The organism is Streptomyces sp. NPDC001339 (assembly GCF_042895955.1).
Lineage (GTDB): Bacteria > Actinomycetota > Actinomycetes > Streptomycetales > Streptomycetaceae > Streptomyces.
Window position 1 is genome coordinate 17,772 of record NZ_JBIAWT010000022.1, and the last position, 14,727, is coordinate 32,498.

Sequence of the window (14,727 nt, forward strand, 5' to 3'; positions counted from 1 at the left end):
GGAGTGAGGTTGACCGAGCACGGCGATACGTTGTTTCCCGGCGCCGCCAAGTCCGCGGCGCCGACGCAGGATGGCCTCTTCAACCACGACCCGGCCACGGCTGAGGACTCATTCCGCAGTGTGACGCTGAAGGCGATGTACTCGCCCGACGATGCACCGTTCGAGACGTTCTACGAGCCCCTGCTTTCCAGGGCAGTAGCCTACGACCGCGCGGTCGGCTACTGGTCCGGGGCAGAGTTGCAGTTTGCCGCGCAGGGCACTGCGTACTTCATCGCCAGTGGCGGCGTGATGAGACTCATCGCTGGTGCCCAACTCGGCAAGAGGGACGTCGAGGCGGTACTCTCCGGCACTCCGCTCGACGATGTGGTCGCCGAGCGTCTACTGGCTGACCCTGGTCTAGAGGGCACGAAGATCGTGCAGAGCGAGCACCTCAGCGTGCTGGCCTGGATGGTCGCCAACGACCGGCTCCACATTCGAGTCGGCATCCCGGTCGACAAGCACGGCCACTTGCTCACCCACCAGGAGTCGGGCCGCTATTTCCACACCAAGTACGGCATCTTCACAGACTGTTACGGCCACAAGGTCGCATTCAGCGGCTCCAACAACGCCTCGGTGACCGCATGGGTGAAGAACCACGAGACCTTCGACGCCTATCGCTCCTGGCGTACCGAGTCCTGGGAAGACCATGGCAAGTCCAAGGAGCGAGCCTTCGAGCGGCACTGGCGCTCCAACCCCGACCAGGGTTGGGCCATCATTGACTTGCCCACCGCGGTCCGCGAGCACTTGATTGAGCATGCCCCCGACGCTCCGCCGTTCCCCTTCGACACGCTCTTACCGCGGCCGAGGCACGGAGAGGCCGATCACGAGGCACTGCCTGTCGACGTGAGCCCCGAAATCCAGGCGGCCTGGGACGAGCTGATCGCTCTTCGCGATGCGCCGAAGGCGTCCGCGTGGACCGGCGTGGGTACGGCGTGGGCTCAGCCGCTGCCGCACCAGGCCGAGGTGATCGACCGGGTGGTGTCGACGTACCCGCGCGGCTATCTCTTCGCCGACGAGGTCGGTCTCGGCAAGACCGTTGAGGCAGGCATGGTACTACGCGAGCTCTTTACCTCCGGCCGGGCGAAGAAGGCGCTGCTGCTGGTGCCTGCGTCGGTGATGAAGCAGTGGCAGGAGGAGCTCCACGAGAAGATGAACCTCGACGTTGCCCGCTATCACAAGGGCGGCTTCGTCGACCGGTTCGACCAGCCCATCGCGACCGGTCCGAAGGTGAACCCGTGGTCGGCCTTCCCGATCGTGCTCGCCTCCTCCCACCTCGCTCGCCGCCGCACTCGCCGTACCGAGATCCTTGAAGCCGGACCGTGGGATGTCGTCCTCGTCGATGAGGCCCATCACGCTCGCCGCCGCGGCTCCAAGGCGACCGATACTCCCAACTCTCTGCTCGCGCTGCTGCAGGAGATGAAGAAGCGCGACCTGTGGCGTGCGCTCTACCTCGCTTCAGCGACCCCGATGCAGATGCATCCCCACGAGGCATGGGACCTCATCGAGCTCCTCGGGCTGCCGGGCAAGTGGGGAGAGCAGGCGTTCTTCTTCACGCAATACTTCACCTACCTCGGAGACCCGCCCGAGAGGTGCAGCTGGAAACTCATCTGCGACATGCTGGAGGACTACTTCTCCGACCCGCTCGCCGAACGCGACTACGAGCTGGAGGAGCAGGTCAACGACGCACTCGGATGGGCCGACGCGTTCACGGTGACCGGGATGGCCGGCAATCCGCCCTCGCCTGACCTCAGGGCACAGTTCCCCAATGCCACCTCCGATTGGATGGATAGGTGGGCTCGCCGCCACACTCCGATGCGCGATCGGGTCTTCCGCAACACCCGCAAGACCATGCGGGCCTACCAGGCGGCAGGCATCATCCCGGCCTCGGTCGTCATCCCGTATCGGCACGTCACGGACGAGTTCATCCGCCTGACGCCGAACGAACGGAAGCTGTATGAGCGCATCGAGGAGTACATCCGCCGCCACTACAACGCTTACAAGTCCGACAAGTCCACCAGGGCCCTCGGCTTCATTATGACCGTCTACCGGCGCCGGCTGACCTCCTCCTTCGAAGCGATTAAGCGGTCCCTGCAACGCCGCCTCGATGTACTTGAGCAGGGCAAGAGCCTCGCCGATCTCCTCACCGACGACGACGGCGCCGACCTGGAGAACTCTCTCTTCGACCCTGAGACCTTCGATGTCAGTGCCGACCGACTCAAGGAAGAGATCGTCGAGCTCCGCTCCTTCCTCAACGACCTGGGCGACATATCCGGCGAGGACACCAAGGCCAAGAAGCTCGTCGAGGACCTGGCCGAGTCGTTCAAGACGTACGACTCCTCGGTGGTCTTCACTCAGTACGCCGACACCATGGACTACGTCCGCGAGCGCCTCCTGGCCGCTGGCTACCACAGGCTCGGGTGCTACTCCGGCCGCGGCGGCGAGATATACGACCCCGTAAACAGGGAGTGGGTCCCGGTCACCAAGGCCGAGATCAAGACCCGATTCCGCAACCGCGATGTCGAGGTCTTGATCGGCACCGACTCGATGAGCGAGGGCCTCAACCTGCAGACGTCAGGTCGCCTCATCAATTACGACATGCCCTGGAACCTAATGCGCGTCGAGCAGCGCATCGGCCGTATCGACCGCATCGGCGCCGCCTACGAGCGCCTCCAGATCAGCAACTATTTCTACGAAGACACCGTCGAGGAGCAGGTCTACAGGGGCATCAAGGAGGACTACGACGACTTCACCAACATCCTCGGCGGAGCTGCCCCCGTCCTCGGCACCGTCGAGAAGGTCATCGAAGACCTCGTCCTCGCCGCGAACCGCAGCGACGAAGCCATCGCCAGCGAGATCGCCGGCATTCGAACCCAGATCAACGACATCAACAACCAGCCCGTCACCACCGATGACCTCGGCGCCCCCAACCAAGACATCACCATCAAGCCCCCGCCAGACCTGGTCGGAGACATCACTCCATCAGACCTTGCCACCAAGCTCACGAACAACCTCCTCTCAGGCCGCTGCCTAACCCCAGACGACGGGCGCCCCGGTATCTACAGCCTCACCCTTCCGCGTTACGACGCCCGTGTGTCCTTCGGACGTTCCGACGGCGCGACGTCCGTCGAGAGCTACTTGGATCAGCCATCCACGGCCTCAGTCCCCGTGACGTTCGACCGCGATATCTGGGACAACAGCAGCGACGGCGACCTCGTATTCCTGACCTATGGGTCACCCGAATTAGGCTCCCTCCTACCTGCCGAACCCGGTGAGTGACCGGTATGAAGTGACCTCATCAGCACCCAGACCTGGAGGCGGGAACCTACTCATGGAGGGTGCAGCTTTGCGCACGACCTCAGCGGTGAGAGAAGTCGGAGCCTTCTCTTCGCGGAGACGAGCGTTCCGGTGGAGGGCAAGGTGAGCTTCGGTCCGGTCAATCGGACCTGGCCGCTGCCCTGTGGAGGCCTCGTTCGAGAAAGGGAGCGCCGAGAGACAAAGCCGTGTGCTCCTGCCGACTCGCTGAGGCCAGCTCGGCCGGCTGACGACCTCGACGCTGCAAATTACAGCGCCGAATTATGGAGAAATAGGTCGGTTCGATGCGCGCTTTGGGCTGGCTGAAGGAGCTCTCGAAGCGCCTTCACACTCACCGGATCGTGCCCGCCGTGCGTGAATTTCGCGAAGGGCTGCACGCTCCGCACTACCCATGGTCGTTTGAGCGTGGCGAGCACAGAACTGCCGGATATGGCAGACGACAGCTGGCCTTAGACTCTTCACATGGCACAGAAAATTGTCACCATCTACACGGACGACCTCACGGGCGAAGAGTCTGAGGAAGCCGCAACCCATACCTTCTCTCTCGACGGCGTCGCCTACGAGATCGATCTAGGCCCGGACAGCTACGACCAGCTGCTTGAGGCCCTCGGCCCCTTCGTGAAGGCCGGCCGCAAGACCGCGACGACCCGCAGGTCCCGCAAGACGAGCGCCCGTACCGAGGATACTGCCGCAATCAGGGCCTGGGCGAAGGAGCAGGGATACGCTGTCAGCGAGCGCGGACGCGTACCAGCTGATATTCGCGAGGCATACGCGAAGGCGCACTAACCTCGTCTGGGAACGTAAAGAAGCCCCTCCAAGGGGCTTCTTTACTTCCAAATGGCACCCACACTTCATTTGGGACTGAAAAATTTCCACGGCTGCGGCCACGGACAAGTCGAGCCAAGCCAGGGGGTCCTCTTCCTGAAGGGAACGAATGGCAGAGGCCATTCACAATGAGGCGCCTCGGCCATGTTCGTCACCGTGGCCCCTTGCCGGAGACGTGGCTAGCCGAGATGCAGCAGGAGGAGCAGGCCTCCCACGACCAAGATGGGAAGCCCAAGGGCACGAATGAACGCGGGCCGTGCGTTCCACACCGGTACATACGGAGTCTCAAGCCGCCCGTGGCTCCATTGCATCTCGCGGCGCATATCGGCTGCTTTGATCTGCACCCGCTCGCACCTGCGCCTTATGAACCCGCCGACATCGAAAAGCACGCCAGCGCCAATCACGACGAACAGAACCGCAACACCAATGTCCATAGGGGAACCCTACGAGGACCGGCTCCTCCTTCTGGCACGCATGGAGACGGATCGGCCATCCCGTGAGCGGTCGCCGACACCACCGTGGCGGTCAGGGCCGGCCAGCAGCGCGATGTGGCGCAGGACTGCCTGGAGGCCGGAACTGCGGTGCCCGTAACGGAAGGTCAGCCCGTCGATCTGCTCGGTGAACGTCGCCCGCGGGCATCCGCTATCGCCGCAACGGAAACGCCGCAGCCGTAACTCGTTCGCCACGGGGCGACGGCCGACAGCCATGTCCGCGAGACGGCGCACGTACCGGCTGAGGTGACCTCCGCAGCAGGATGTGCATCTCGGCATATGGATGGCTTGGCGCCCCAGCCTGCGCGCTATGCTCTGTCGGATCCGAGCTCGGTGAGCGCCGGTACCGTGGCAGCTGTTGGCTGCCGGTCGGCGAGGGGGACGTTCAGCAGCTGCCCGGCCCGGCCGATCTGCTGCATGAGGTTGTCTCCCAGGGCCTTGAGGCGCTGGAGGTCTGCCTCCGCGTGCATTTCCGTCTCGCGGATCAGGCGTGCGATGTCGCTCGCATCGTGTTTCACGCTGTTGCGGATGGTGATGTTCTCTTGCCGGCCCGTGTCCGGGTCTTTGGCTGAGACTCGCAGGACGCCGTTGTCGTCGATGTCGAAGGTGACCTCGATCTGCGGGATGCCCCGGGGCGCCGGGCGTAGCCCGGTGAGTTCGAGGTCCCGATAGTGGCTCCATGGATCCGGTTGCCGCTGCACGCGCTGTTGTCGATGAGCATCTTCCTGCTGCCCGCGCTGCCTTTCTGGGAGGCAGCGCCGTCACTGAACGCCGTACGGCGATGTCCGATCTGGACATCGTGGTGTTGCTGAGGGGAGAGCCGGCTCCGTACCGGGAGAGCCTCCAGCATGGCCAGTGGCCGGTAGAGCTATTTGTTCACACTGAGGAGTCCTGGCGGGGGTTTGTTGAGCGAGAGATCAGCAAGCGCCGCTCGCCGTTGCTGTGGATGTGTGCCGCCGGCGTGCTCCTCTTCGACCGGGACGGGGTCGGTGGCGAGATCGCCGCGGAGGCCCACCCTCGTAGCTGAGGGAGCCCCGAAGGCGAGATCCGAGGAACTTGAGGACCGGCGATACGCCATCACCGACCTTCTGGATGATCTCGCAGGATGCGACGACCGCGGGGAGCGGCTCTTCGTTGTCACAGAACTGGCCCGGCGGACAGCAGAGCTCATGTTGACAGTGAATGGGTGCTGGCTTGGGGGCGGGAAGTGGCTGGCTCGGCACGTCGATGCCATCGAGCCTGGATTCAGCGGTCAGCTGAGCCAGGCGGTTCGTAATGCTCTGGCGGGCCGTGAGGCTGAACTGGTCAGTGTGGTCGACGGTGTGCTGGGTCGATGCGGTGGACGTTTGTGGTCCGGCTACCGACGTGGCGGAGCCGCAAGGTAGCTCGGTCAGCGAGCATCGGCACGAACTGTGTGCTGACACGCAATGGTTCGTGCCAGGCTCGTCTGTTGTGTGGGCCCGTGGCCAGCGAGCGCGATCAGGGGCCCGAGCGTTGGTCCACATCCACCGCAAGGAGACTCTAACGCACGGCCTATTCTGTGCCCGACCGTCGGGTACAAAGCGGCCGCTCAGCGTTCGGGGGCCGCCTTGCGGAGGGCGGTGATGCAGGTGGCGATGGCCTGCTGGAGCTCTTCCAGCCGGTGGACCATGTCGTCCTCGTAGATGTCATCGGCGTCGTCGAAGGTCAGCTCCTCAAACACCTTCGTCGCCTTCTGCAGACTGCTGTAGAACTTGGTGCGGCGTTCCTGGACGCGCAGTTCGGGGTCGGCCTCGACGGCCTGGACCACGAGGCCCTTGACCGTGTCGTATGCCTCGGTGACCCACTCACCGGCCTCTTCGTCATCGTCCAGTTCATCGAGGAGGGACAGGTGCCGCTCGGCCTCCGCACGGAGTTCGACGGGGGCGTCGATGGTCTGTCCGGCCGGGGTTTTGATCTGGCCGTTCTCCGCGATCTGGCGCACGTATCCGATCCGGTCGGCCGCCCGGCTCTCGGTGGCCACCGCCTTCTTCAGCCCGTCGGTCCGGAGGACGTCGCGGGCCAGCTCGGCCTGCAGGGCCGGGTCCTCCTTGAGCCGGTCCAGCAGTGCGGCCCGGGCGGCCTCGGCTGTAGAGGGGTCGGCGAGGATCGCGGCACGCAGCGCGGTGGGGTTCTCCGCGACCTCCAGGGCCTTGGTCGGCCGGATCCCCTCGGCCTCGGCCGCAGCAGTGATCGCGGTGCCGCGGACGGATGTGGCGCTGTTGCGGGAGCTGTAGTACGAGAGCCACATTTCGGCATCCGGCAGCTCGATGTCCTCACCGGGGGCCAGCGCCTCGAACTGCGGGACAACACCGTCGTCGGCGGCCATGTCCCACGCCTTGTAGAACCGCATTACGCGCTCCGGCGAGCACCCGGCCAGCTCGGCGAACTCCTTCGCGGAGACTTTCGGAGTGTCCCCCGCAGCCTGCCCGCCGGGCCGCACGCTACGCGCGACCTTCAGCGCGAACGACCAGCCGCCGGTCCGCGCGTACGCCCCGAACTCGCGGGCATCCCGCACGACCAGGTCGTCCACAGCACCCGTCGCGACCTCATTACCGGACGACGCCCTCTCGTCCCAGAAACTCTCTTCTCCGGACGTCTCGTCGACGGGTGGGACAGCCGGTTCGGACCCAGCGGTCGCTACGGTCACAGAGAACTCCCCAGATCGATGCGGATGACGGGCAAATAGCCTATATGAACCTGTTCACGCGATTTACGGGCTCCCGTTGAGGTGATCATCGTGCGGCCGCCAGATCTTCTGGGCGATCTTGCGGGATGTGACGACCGCGGGCGCGGCTGTTCACCGTCAGGCACGGTTCCCGTGCCGGACGTGCTGCGGAAGTGGAAGCCGTGCGAGGTCCTGGTGCCGACCGCGAAGAATGACGGCGTCAGTGAATGCTCTGCCCTTCCTTTGAGCCGTGGGTGTGGGAGCGGACGTCCGATCCACCGGAAAACTGCGGGCGCGCGCCGGCAGCACGCGGGATTATGAGGCATGCGCCCGGATGACTGGCACCTCACCGAAGATCTCGACGACTTTCTGGCCCGAGCCGGAGACTTCTTGCGCTCGCGGCCCGCTCTGCACACCATCGCGCTGACCGTGACCGAGGCACTGCGTACGCGTGGGGCTGACGCGTACGGCGCCGAATCCCCTACCTTCGGCTGGCTGGAGCGAGCGGGCGAGGTGAACGCGGCCTTCTTCCGCACCCCGCCCCGCCGTCTGATTTTGACCCCGCTCACCGCCGACGAGGCCGATTCCCTCGCCGCCCATCTGGCCGGCCTCAGTCCCCTCCTACCCGGTGTCACCGCGGACCACGACACCGCCACTGCTTTCGCCGAGGCATGGGAGCAGCACACAGGCGCGACGCCGACGCTCCACGAGCGTGAGCGCCTGTATCGCCTCGGCACGCTCATGGCACCTGAGCCGCTCCCAGAGGGACGGGGGCGAGTCGCCTGCGAGCGCGACCGTGAGCACCTCATTACCTGGTACCGCGAGTTCGTCGACGCCATCGGAGCGGTTGGCCCCGCTGACCCCGGCTCCTGGGCCGACACACGCATCGCCTCCGGACGCGTCACGTTTTGGGAGAACGCGGACGGTACCCCTGTCTCCATGGCGGGCGTGACCCCGATGGTCGCCGGCCAGATCCGGGTGGCCCCTGCCTACACCCCGGCGCATCTGCGCGGCCGCGGTTACGCGGGTGCAGCGACGGTCGAGGTGACCCGTGCCGCGCTGACCGCAGGCGCGGCGGAGGTCCTGCTGTTCGCGGACCTGGCCAACCCCACCAGCAACGGTCTCTACCAGCGGATCGGGTACCGCCCGGTCACCGACTTCGCGGTGTACGACTTCTCGCCTGCCGCATAGGGCATCTATTGAATGGCGCCAAGCTCGCTGGCTGACCGGATCGCAATTAGGATCCCGTCGCCTGTGTGGGAAGGCGTACCAGTCCCCGAAAGCTGGAATCAGTGCGGACTGGCCGGGCCATCAGGGTGGATGCTGTGGCTCGGCCAGCCGACAAACTGTCAAGGCTTAGTTGGACCGGAATTATCCGGCGCTCTCCAAGCTCTTGGTTCGCACCAGCTCGGCTGCCTGCTCAATGAATGCGGGCAAGGAAAGCGTCTGTTCTTCGCCGGAGCGGTAGCGGACCGTGACACTGCTGCTCTCGGCTTCGCGGCGGCCTACGACGAGGATCAGGGGGATCTTCCTCGTCACAGCCTTACGGATCTTCGCGTTCAGTCGGGCGTCGCTGCTGTCGACATCGACCCGCAGGCCGGCCTCGAACAGTGCCTCTCGAACGCTGTGGGCGTAGTCAAGGAGATCGGGCATGACGGGGATGACGCGGGCTTGTTCCGGGGCGAGCCAGATGGGGAAGGCGCCGCCGAAGTGTTCGGTGAGGAAGCCGACGAACCGTTCGTGGGAGCCGAGCGGTGCGCGGTGGATGACCGCGACGGGCTGTTCAGTGCCGTCCTTTGCGGTGTAGGTGAGGTTGAAGCGGCGTGGGGTGTAGAGGTCGACTTGGTTCGTGGAGGCGGCATAGGGCTTGCCGGTTACCGTCTTGAACATGAAGTCGACCTTGGGCCCATAGTGGGCTGCGCCGCCGGGGTCTTCCACGTAGGGGATGCCGGACTCTTCCATGGCTTCCCGGGTGATGCGCTCGGCGTCCTGCCACATTTGCTCGTCGTCGTGGTACTTGCTGGTATTCGCGGGGTCGCGAAGGGCGAGGACCATGTAGAAGTCGGTGATGCCCAGGGTGCGGTAGTAGTCCGCGTGCATCTGCATGACCTCAAGGAACTGGTCCTTGGCCTGGTCCAGCGTGCAGTAGATGTGGGCGTCGTTTTGGGTGAAGCCGCGGGCCCGCATGAGCCCGTAGAGCTGGCCGCTGCGCTCGAAGCGGTACACGGTGCCGTATTCGGCGATCTTGTAGGGGAGGTCGCGGTAGCTGTGTGGCCTGGCCCGGTACACCATGTGGTGGTGCGGGCAGTTCATCGGCCGTAGGTAGTACGTCTCTCCCTCGATCTCGATGGGCGAGTACAAGTCGTCGGTGTAGTAGGGCAGGTGCCCGGACAGGTAGTACAGGGCGTCCTTGGACAGGTGTGGGGTGGAGACTCGTTGATAGCCCAGTGCCCGCTCTTGCTCCCGCGCCCAGTTCTCCAGCTCATCGCGGATGACCGTTCCGTTCGGAAGCCACAAGGGGAGCCCCTTGCCGATCTCCTCACTGAACGCGAACAGATCCAGCTCCTCGCCGATGCGACGGTGATCCCGCTTCGCAGCCTCCTCAAGCCGGAACAGATGCTCGTTCAACGCGTCGCGGGTGGGCCAGGCCGTTCCGTAGATCCGCTGGAGCTGAGGGTTCGCCTCGTTGCCACGCCAGTAGGCAGCAGCGTTCCGCGTGAGCTTGAAGGCAGGGATGAGCCGGGTGGACGGCAGATGCGGGCCGCGGCACAGGTCGGACCAGCACACCTTGCCGCTCTTGGCGTCGAGGTTGTCGTAGATGGTGAGCTGCCCCTCACCGACCTCCATCACCTCGCTGGTGTCGATATCCGCACTGCCTTTGAGGTCGACGAGCTCCAGCTTGTACGGCTCACCCGCCAACTCTGACTTGGCGGCTTCAACCGAGGCGACAACTCGCCGCTGGAAAAACTGTCCAGCCTTGATGATCTCGCGCATGCGCAGTTCGATGCGCTCCAGGTCGTCGGCGTTGAAGGGGATGTCTGTGGCGAAGTCGTAGTAGAAGCCGTCGGTGATGGCCGGGCCGATGCCAAGCCTCGCGTGGGGGAAGAGATCCTGTACGGCTTGAGCGAGGACGTGAGCGGTGGAGTGCCGCAGCACAGCAAGCCCGTCGGGGCTCGACATGCGTACCGGCTCGACGTTCGTGTCCTCGTCTGGCGCCCAGCTGAGGTCCTTGAGGGCACCGTCGGAGGTCCGCACGACGACCACGGCGTTCGGGCCGTGCGTGGTGAGATTTGCTGTTGTCACGGCATCACCGCACGTCGTGCCGGCTGGGACGAACACGGACTCGGCTCCAGCTTGGTCGCGGTGATGAACGGACATCACGGGTCTCCTCGATTGTCTGGAATGACTGTGGGCATGGGCCAGCCCGACGTGGGGCGGCCCAAGACATGAGGTGATGGGGCCGTCAGGCCCAGCGCGTTCGGTGAGCGATCCACGCTCGCGCAATAGATGCCGCGCGGGCCTGGTGCTCGCGCAGGAACGGCACGCCCGGCGGGTTGGTGCGCCGGGCACTGATTTCCCAGTAGCCGCACAGTGCGATGGCGAAAGACGTCAGCACGTCTGGTGAAGGCATCGGCAGGTGGGCTACGGCCTTCTCGGCCTCGCTGGGCGTGTGTCCGGCCATGATGAGCTGCGGGATGAGGAGGACGGGGTCAATCCACGGGGCGCCCTTATGCGGATAGGACCAGTCGATGATGACTGCGGTGCCATCGGCGCGCATGACGAAGTTGTCCGGGCGGAGATCCCAGTGGATGAATGTCTCTCCGCCCGCTGCGGCCTGCCACAAGGGCTCGGTCGAAACTAGGCGGTCAAGGTTTCGCACGGCCCAAGGGTCGAGGTCCTGCGTGGGACCGGCAGCAAGATTGGCCCAGCCAGTCAGCCAAGAACCGACACGCTTGGTGATCGGTTCGGCATCGGCCAGAGGAGCAGGCGTCAGCGCCTTGACCGCTTTCTCGACGGCTTCGATCACTGCTGCTGTGTCGGCGGATCCGGGGGCGAGAGCGGGGTTCCCTCCGGGCAGGTCCTCCAGGCACAGCAGCCACCAGTCTGTCCCCTCTTCGGGGGCCGTAGACCACAGCACCTTAGGCCCGACGCCTTCGGGAATCAGGGGCGTGATCTCCACCTCGGACCGGTACTGCGGCGCGAACGGGTGGTCGCCACCGATGCCCTTCAGAAATGCGCGCCGCCCGTCGGCCAGCTGGAGTCGGCACGCAAGGCCCGGTGTGTAGCCTGCGCCGCATGTCATCGCCTTGGTGACGCCGGCGCCGAGTTGCTCCTCAGCGTAGGCGCGCACCCGGACGGGCAAACTGCTCCAGTCCGGTCGTACAGAGGTGGCGGCATGCATAGAAACCCAATCTAGAGGCAACTGCGGTGCGGCGCTGAGCATTACGAAGATCGCCACACCACCCCGGCACCAGCGGGCACAGAGCTGGCAGGCGTATTTCAGCCAAAAGGCCCCTTGTCGTGCTGGCCCAAGAGACGCAGTAGACGTTCCGAGGCCCCGTCCAGAACATGCTCTGGCATGCGGTAATTGAGGAATGGGTAGAACCGCTGGCTGACGAACCGCCGCCCGTAGGTGGTGGTCAGGAGGTAGCGGGCGTGGCTGGAACGGTTCTGTGCACCGCGGTGCCAGGTCTGATTGTTCACGAGGTACACATCCCCCGCACGGGCGAACAGCGTCGTTGCCCGATCCCCGTCGGGGAGCGTCTGGCTGCGGGGAGGTCTTCTCCCTGACAGATGGCTGCCCGCAACGACCTGAGTGGGTCCGTACTCCTCGGTGAGTGCGTCGCTGAGCAAGACCATCGCGTTGAGGCTGAAGCACGGCAACGGCAGTGCATCCTTCGGGATGTGCCGTAGATGCGCGAGCAACGGATTGAACAGCTCCCCGTCAATGTGCCAGTTGACGATGCCCTTCCCTGTCGGTGTCCGCAACGCGTTTTGTGCAACCACATGGCAGTCGGTCCCCAGGAGTACCTCCACCAGGTCAATGACGGGAGACAAAGTCATCACGTCGCGGAACACCTGGTGGTACTCGAACATACGCATCAGGCTCACGCCGCCCCGTAACAGGTCCAGCTCCGGCTCCGCCGTGTGAGTAGCCGGATCCCGATATCGACGTTCAATCACGTCGCGAAGCTGCCGCACCAGGTCCCCGGCAACGACGGATCGCAGGATTACGTATCCGTCCTCGTGGAACCTGGCCGCGGCAGCATCCATGTCCAGCAGGGTCCGCAACGCTAACCCTTGACGCTCGGCATGGTGGCGTAGTCCTCCTCCGGAACCTCCGGCGGCACGTGCTCAGCGCCAACCCAGATGCGGCGACTAAAGCCCTCGTACTGCTCAGTGTTGAGCATGAACGAGTGCCACACCATGTCAACGGGCCCGGACGGCGCGTTGTGCTCGGCGGGGTAGAGCATGGTCAGGGCGACGTACTGCCGGAACTCCTCGATGAGCGGGACTGCGTACTTCTCGAAGAAGTAGTCGCGGAACTTGATCGCCTTCTCATCTGGAACGCCTTCGAAGTCGCCCTCAGAGGGGTTGAACACCAGCCACTGCCTCATGACCTCGCTGGCCCAGTAGCGGCAGTGCTTGTCCCACTGCCCGAACCAGAGCAGCAGCGGTAGAGCCTGCTCGTTGTCGAAGAGGCGGCCATCGCGGAGCAGTCGGCGCGGGCTCAGTCCCAGCAGCAGGAATCCCATGTCGTATTCCTCCAGCAGTGCCAGCCGCTTGCGGAGGTCATCGTCCATATCCGGTTTCGCCGCGAGGCACTTGTTCACGATCGAGCCGGCATCGGCCACCAGCGTCTTCTTCTCCACCTTCACTCCCGTTCGTGATCTCGGTCTGCACGAGTTGCTGGGAGGGCTGGCCACAGCACAGTGCGCTGCGGCCAGCCCGTGGAACAACGGTGGTGCTGCTACTTCTCTACGACCGCCGGGGCGACGCTGTAGCAGTTGGAGCAGGTCTGTTCACCATCCGGCCAGTGCTGACTGTCACGGGCACCGAAGACTGCCTCCAGGCGGTTCCTCGTGTCGTGGTAGATCGGCGCATAGCCTTCGGCTGTGACTTCGTTGGACGGCACATGTGTGCGCATTCCAAGCCCTCCTTGGGGTTGTTGGAAGAAGACGTCGCCAAGCCAGCTAGCGTTTCCTCCCTCCCAGGAAAGAGGTCCTCTCCTGGGGGCGAAGGGCGGATGTCCGGCTCAGGCAACGGCTCACTCGGAGGCCGTACGACGACTAGAGTGCCCGCCTTCGCGGCGAGAGGCACATAACAAGCGTGATATCACCGCGGTGATGCGAACCTGTGCCGACGCGAGCGTCTCAATACCAGCAACCTCGCCTCCCTCGGAGCCCTGATCTCCACAATTCCGGCTGGGTCACGTGACAGTGACTTGACACGTCCCTCTCTCAATCACCTGTAGCTGTGAACACTGTCAACCATGCTGGGCACTTTGGGCATTGGAAGGTCTCAGCATTGGCCCGGTAAGCTCTGGAGGAGCTTGCAGTCCGTCAAGCAGCTGAATGATCTTGTCGATATTGGTCAGCCTTCGGGTATCAGATTCAAGGTACGACAAGAAAGCCTGGCTCAAACCGGTGGCCACCGCAACGTCCTCCTGCCGAAGCCCCCCGAATCGGCGAATTAGGCGACACATGAGCCCGAATTCACGGTGGATTAATGCATGTTGCACTTCCGGTAACTCCCACACGTGGGCGGGTACGTTGGAATGATTTCGCGACAGTGCCCGATTTTCGCGGCTGCATTCCGCGCAATACTGCTCGTCGTTGTAGCGACTCAGTAGGCAATTGCAGTGTTTACATCGCCTGGGGCTTCCCGTAAACATTTGACCGGCCTTCAGCGTCACCAAGACGGCAGTCTCCTTGTTCTGTGGAGTTAGGGCCAACAGGGGGGCGCATACGTCATCAGTCGCTCACCGCAGCTCTGCTGCTTGGACACCGGGCAGCCAGCGCGATGCACTTGCGAGCTGCGGCCACGAGGGGCGCTTGTTGCTTTGATTCGACTGGACGCAAGAGCAAGATGGCACTCCGTGAGCAACATGCACGGACAGACTGTCCGCAGGTATCGCCTCCGTACCCCTTGACATCCCGATCTGGGCTTCACTAGCCCCTCGCCCTAATTGCCATCATTCATACCTAAATGGCCCTTTGGTCCAGCGATGAACTTCGCGCCGCGCGAGGCCAGCCCCCCTTCCAGACAGGCACGCCGAGCTGGCCAAGGCATTAACACTTGGCACTCCCGTTCGCAGGGCAGGAACAAGTCCGTACTCTGAACCAAGTGCTTCATCGCGAAGGGACCGATCCG

Annotated in this window: 12 protein-coding genes and 1 pseudogene; 4 read left to right on the forward strand and 9 right to left on the reverse strand. The window is 64.3% G+C overall.

The window, feature by feature from the left end:
• Nucleotides 1–9 precede the first annotated feature (9 nt).
• Together ACFY12_RS34755 and ACFY12_RS34760 are read left to right on the forward strand one after the other, a co-directional pair.
• Nucleotides 10–3,315 (forward strand): DEAD/DEAH box helicase, encoded by a 3,306-nt coding sequence (locus ACFY12_RS34755; RefSeq protein ID WP_390719986.1) that lies wholly within the window; start codon nt 10–12, stop codon nt 3,313–3,315.
• Nucleotides 3,316–3,813: 498 nt separating this feature from the next.
• Nucleotides 3,814–4,137 carry an Lsr2 family protein gene (locus ACFY12_RS34760; protein WP_390719987.1) on the forward strand — a complete coding sequence of 108 codons (324 nt, stop codon included), beginning with the start codon at nt 3,814–3,816 and terminating at the stop codon, nt 4,135–4,137.
• Nucleotides 4,138–4,355: 218 nt separating this feature from the next.
• Here ACFY12_RS34760 and ACFY12_RS34765 read toward each other — a convergent pair whose 3' ends face one another.
• Nucleotides 4,356–4,610, reverse strand: coding sequence for a hypothetical protein (locus ACFY12_RS34765; RefSeq protein WP_390719988.1), 255 nt, complete (start codon nt 4,608–4,610; stop codon nt 4,356–4,358).
• A 365-nt stretch (nt 4,611–4,975) separates the two neighbouring features.
• A complete protein-coding gene (locus ACFY12_RS34770) occupies nt 4,976–5,368 on the reverse strand; it encodes an Hsp70 family protein (RefSeq protein WP_390719989.1) in 393 nt (130 codons plus the stop codon).
• Here ACFY12_RS34770 and ACFY12_RS34775 point away from each other — a divergent pair.
• Nucleotides 5,347–6,052: pseudogene (locus ACFY12_RS34775) on the forward strand (nucleotidyltransferase domain-containing protein). The gene ACFY12_RS34770 and the pseudogene ACFY12_RS34775 overlap by 22 nt on opposite strands.
• A gap of 185 nt (nt 6,053–6,237) precedes the next feature.
• Here ACFY12_RS34775 and ACFY12_RS34780 read toward each other — a convergent pair.
• A complete protein-coding gene (locus ACFY12_RS34780; RefSeq protein WP_390719990.1) occupies nt 6,238–7,335 on the reverse strand; it encodes a hypothetical protein in 1,098 nt (365 codons plus the stop codon).
• A 342-nt stretch (nt 7,336–7,677) separates the two neighbouring features.
• Here ACFY12_RS34780 and ACFY12_RS34785 point away from each other — a divergent pair, with 342 nt between their 5' ends.
• Entirely contained in the window at nt 7,678–8,544 is an 867-nt protein-coding gene (locus ACFY12_RS34785) for a GNAT family N-acetyltransferase (RefSeq protein ID WP_390719991.1), read from the forward strand.
• A gap of 180 nt (nt 8,545–8,724) precedes the next feature.
• Here ACFY12_RS34785 and thrS read toward each other — a convergent pair whose 3' ends face one another.
• The 6 genes from thrS to ACFY12_RS34815 form a co-directional block, all read right to left on the reverse strand.
• The gene (thrS, locus tag ACFY12_RS34790; protein ID WP_390719992.1) at nt 8,725–10,656 is read right to left on the reverse strand and encodes a threonine--tRNA ligase; all 1,932 of its coding nucleotides are present in this window, start codon (nt 10,654–10,656) and stop codon (nt 8,725–8,727) included.
• Nucleotides 10,657–10,816: 160 nt separating this feature from the next.
• Nucleotides 10,817–11,812 carry a phosphotransferase family protein gene (locus ACFY12_RS34795; RefSeq protein WP_390719993.1) on the reverse strand — a complete coding sequence of 332 codons (996 nt, stop codon included), beginning with the start codon at nt 11,810–11,812 and terminating at the stop codon, nt 10,817–10,819.
• 41 nt (nt 11,813–11,853) lie between these two features.
• A complete protein-coding gene (locus ACFY12_RS34800) occupies nt 11,854–12,627 on the reverse strand; it encodes a phytanoyl-CoA dioxygenase family protein (protein ID WP_390719994.1) in 774 nt (257 codons plus the stop codon).
• A 20-nt stretch (nt 12,628–12,647) separates the two neighbouring features.
• Nucleotides 12,648–13,226: a hypothetical protein gene (locus tag ACFY12_RS34805; protein ID WP_390719995.1), complete on the reverse strand. Its 579-nt coding sequence runs from the start codon at nt 13,224–13,226 to the stop codon at nt 12,648–12,650.
• Nucleotides 13,227–13,324: 98 nt separating this feature from the next.
• A complete protein-coding gene (locus ACFY12_RS34810) occupies nt 13,325–13,501 on the reverse strand; it encodes a hypothetical protein (RefSeq protein ID WP_390719996.1) in 177 nt (58 codons plus the stop codon).
• A gap of 339 nt (nt 13,502–13,840) precedes the next feature.
• On the reverse strand, nt 13,841–14,248 hold the full coding sequence (locus ACFY12_RS34815) for a helix-turn-helix domain-containing protein (RefSeq protein ID WP_390720016.1): 408 nt from the start codon (nt 14,246–14,248) through the stop codon (nt 13,841–13,843).
• Between the last annotated feature and the right edge of the window lie 479 nt (nt 14,249–14,727).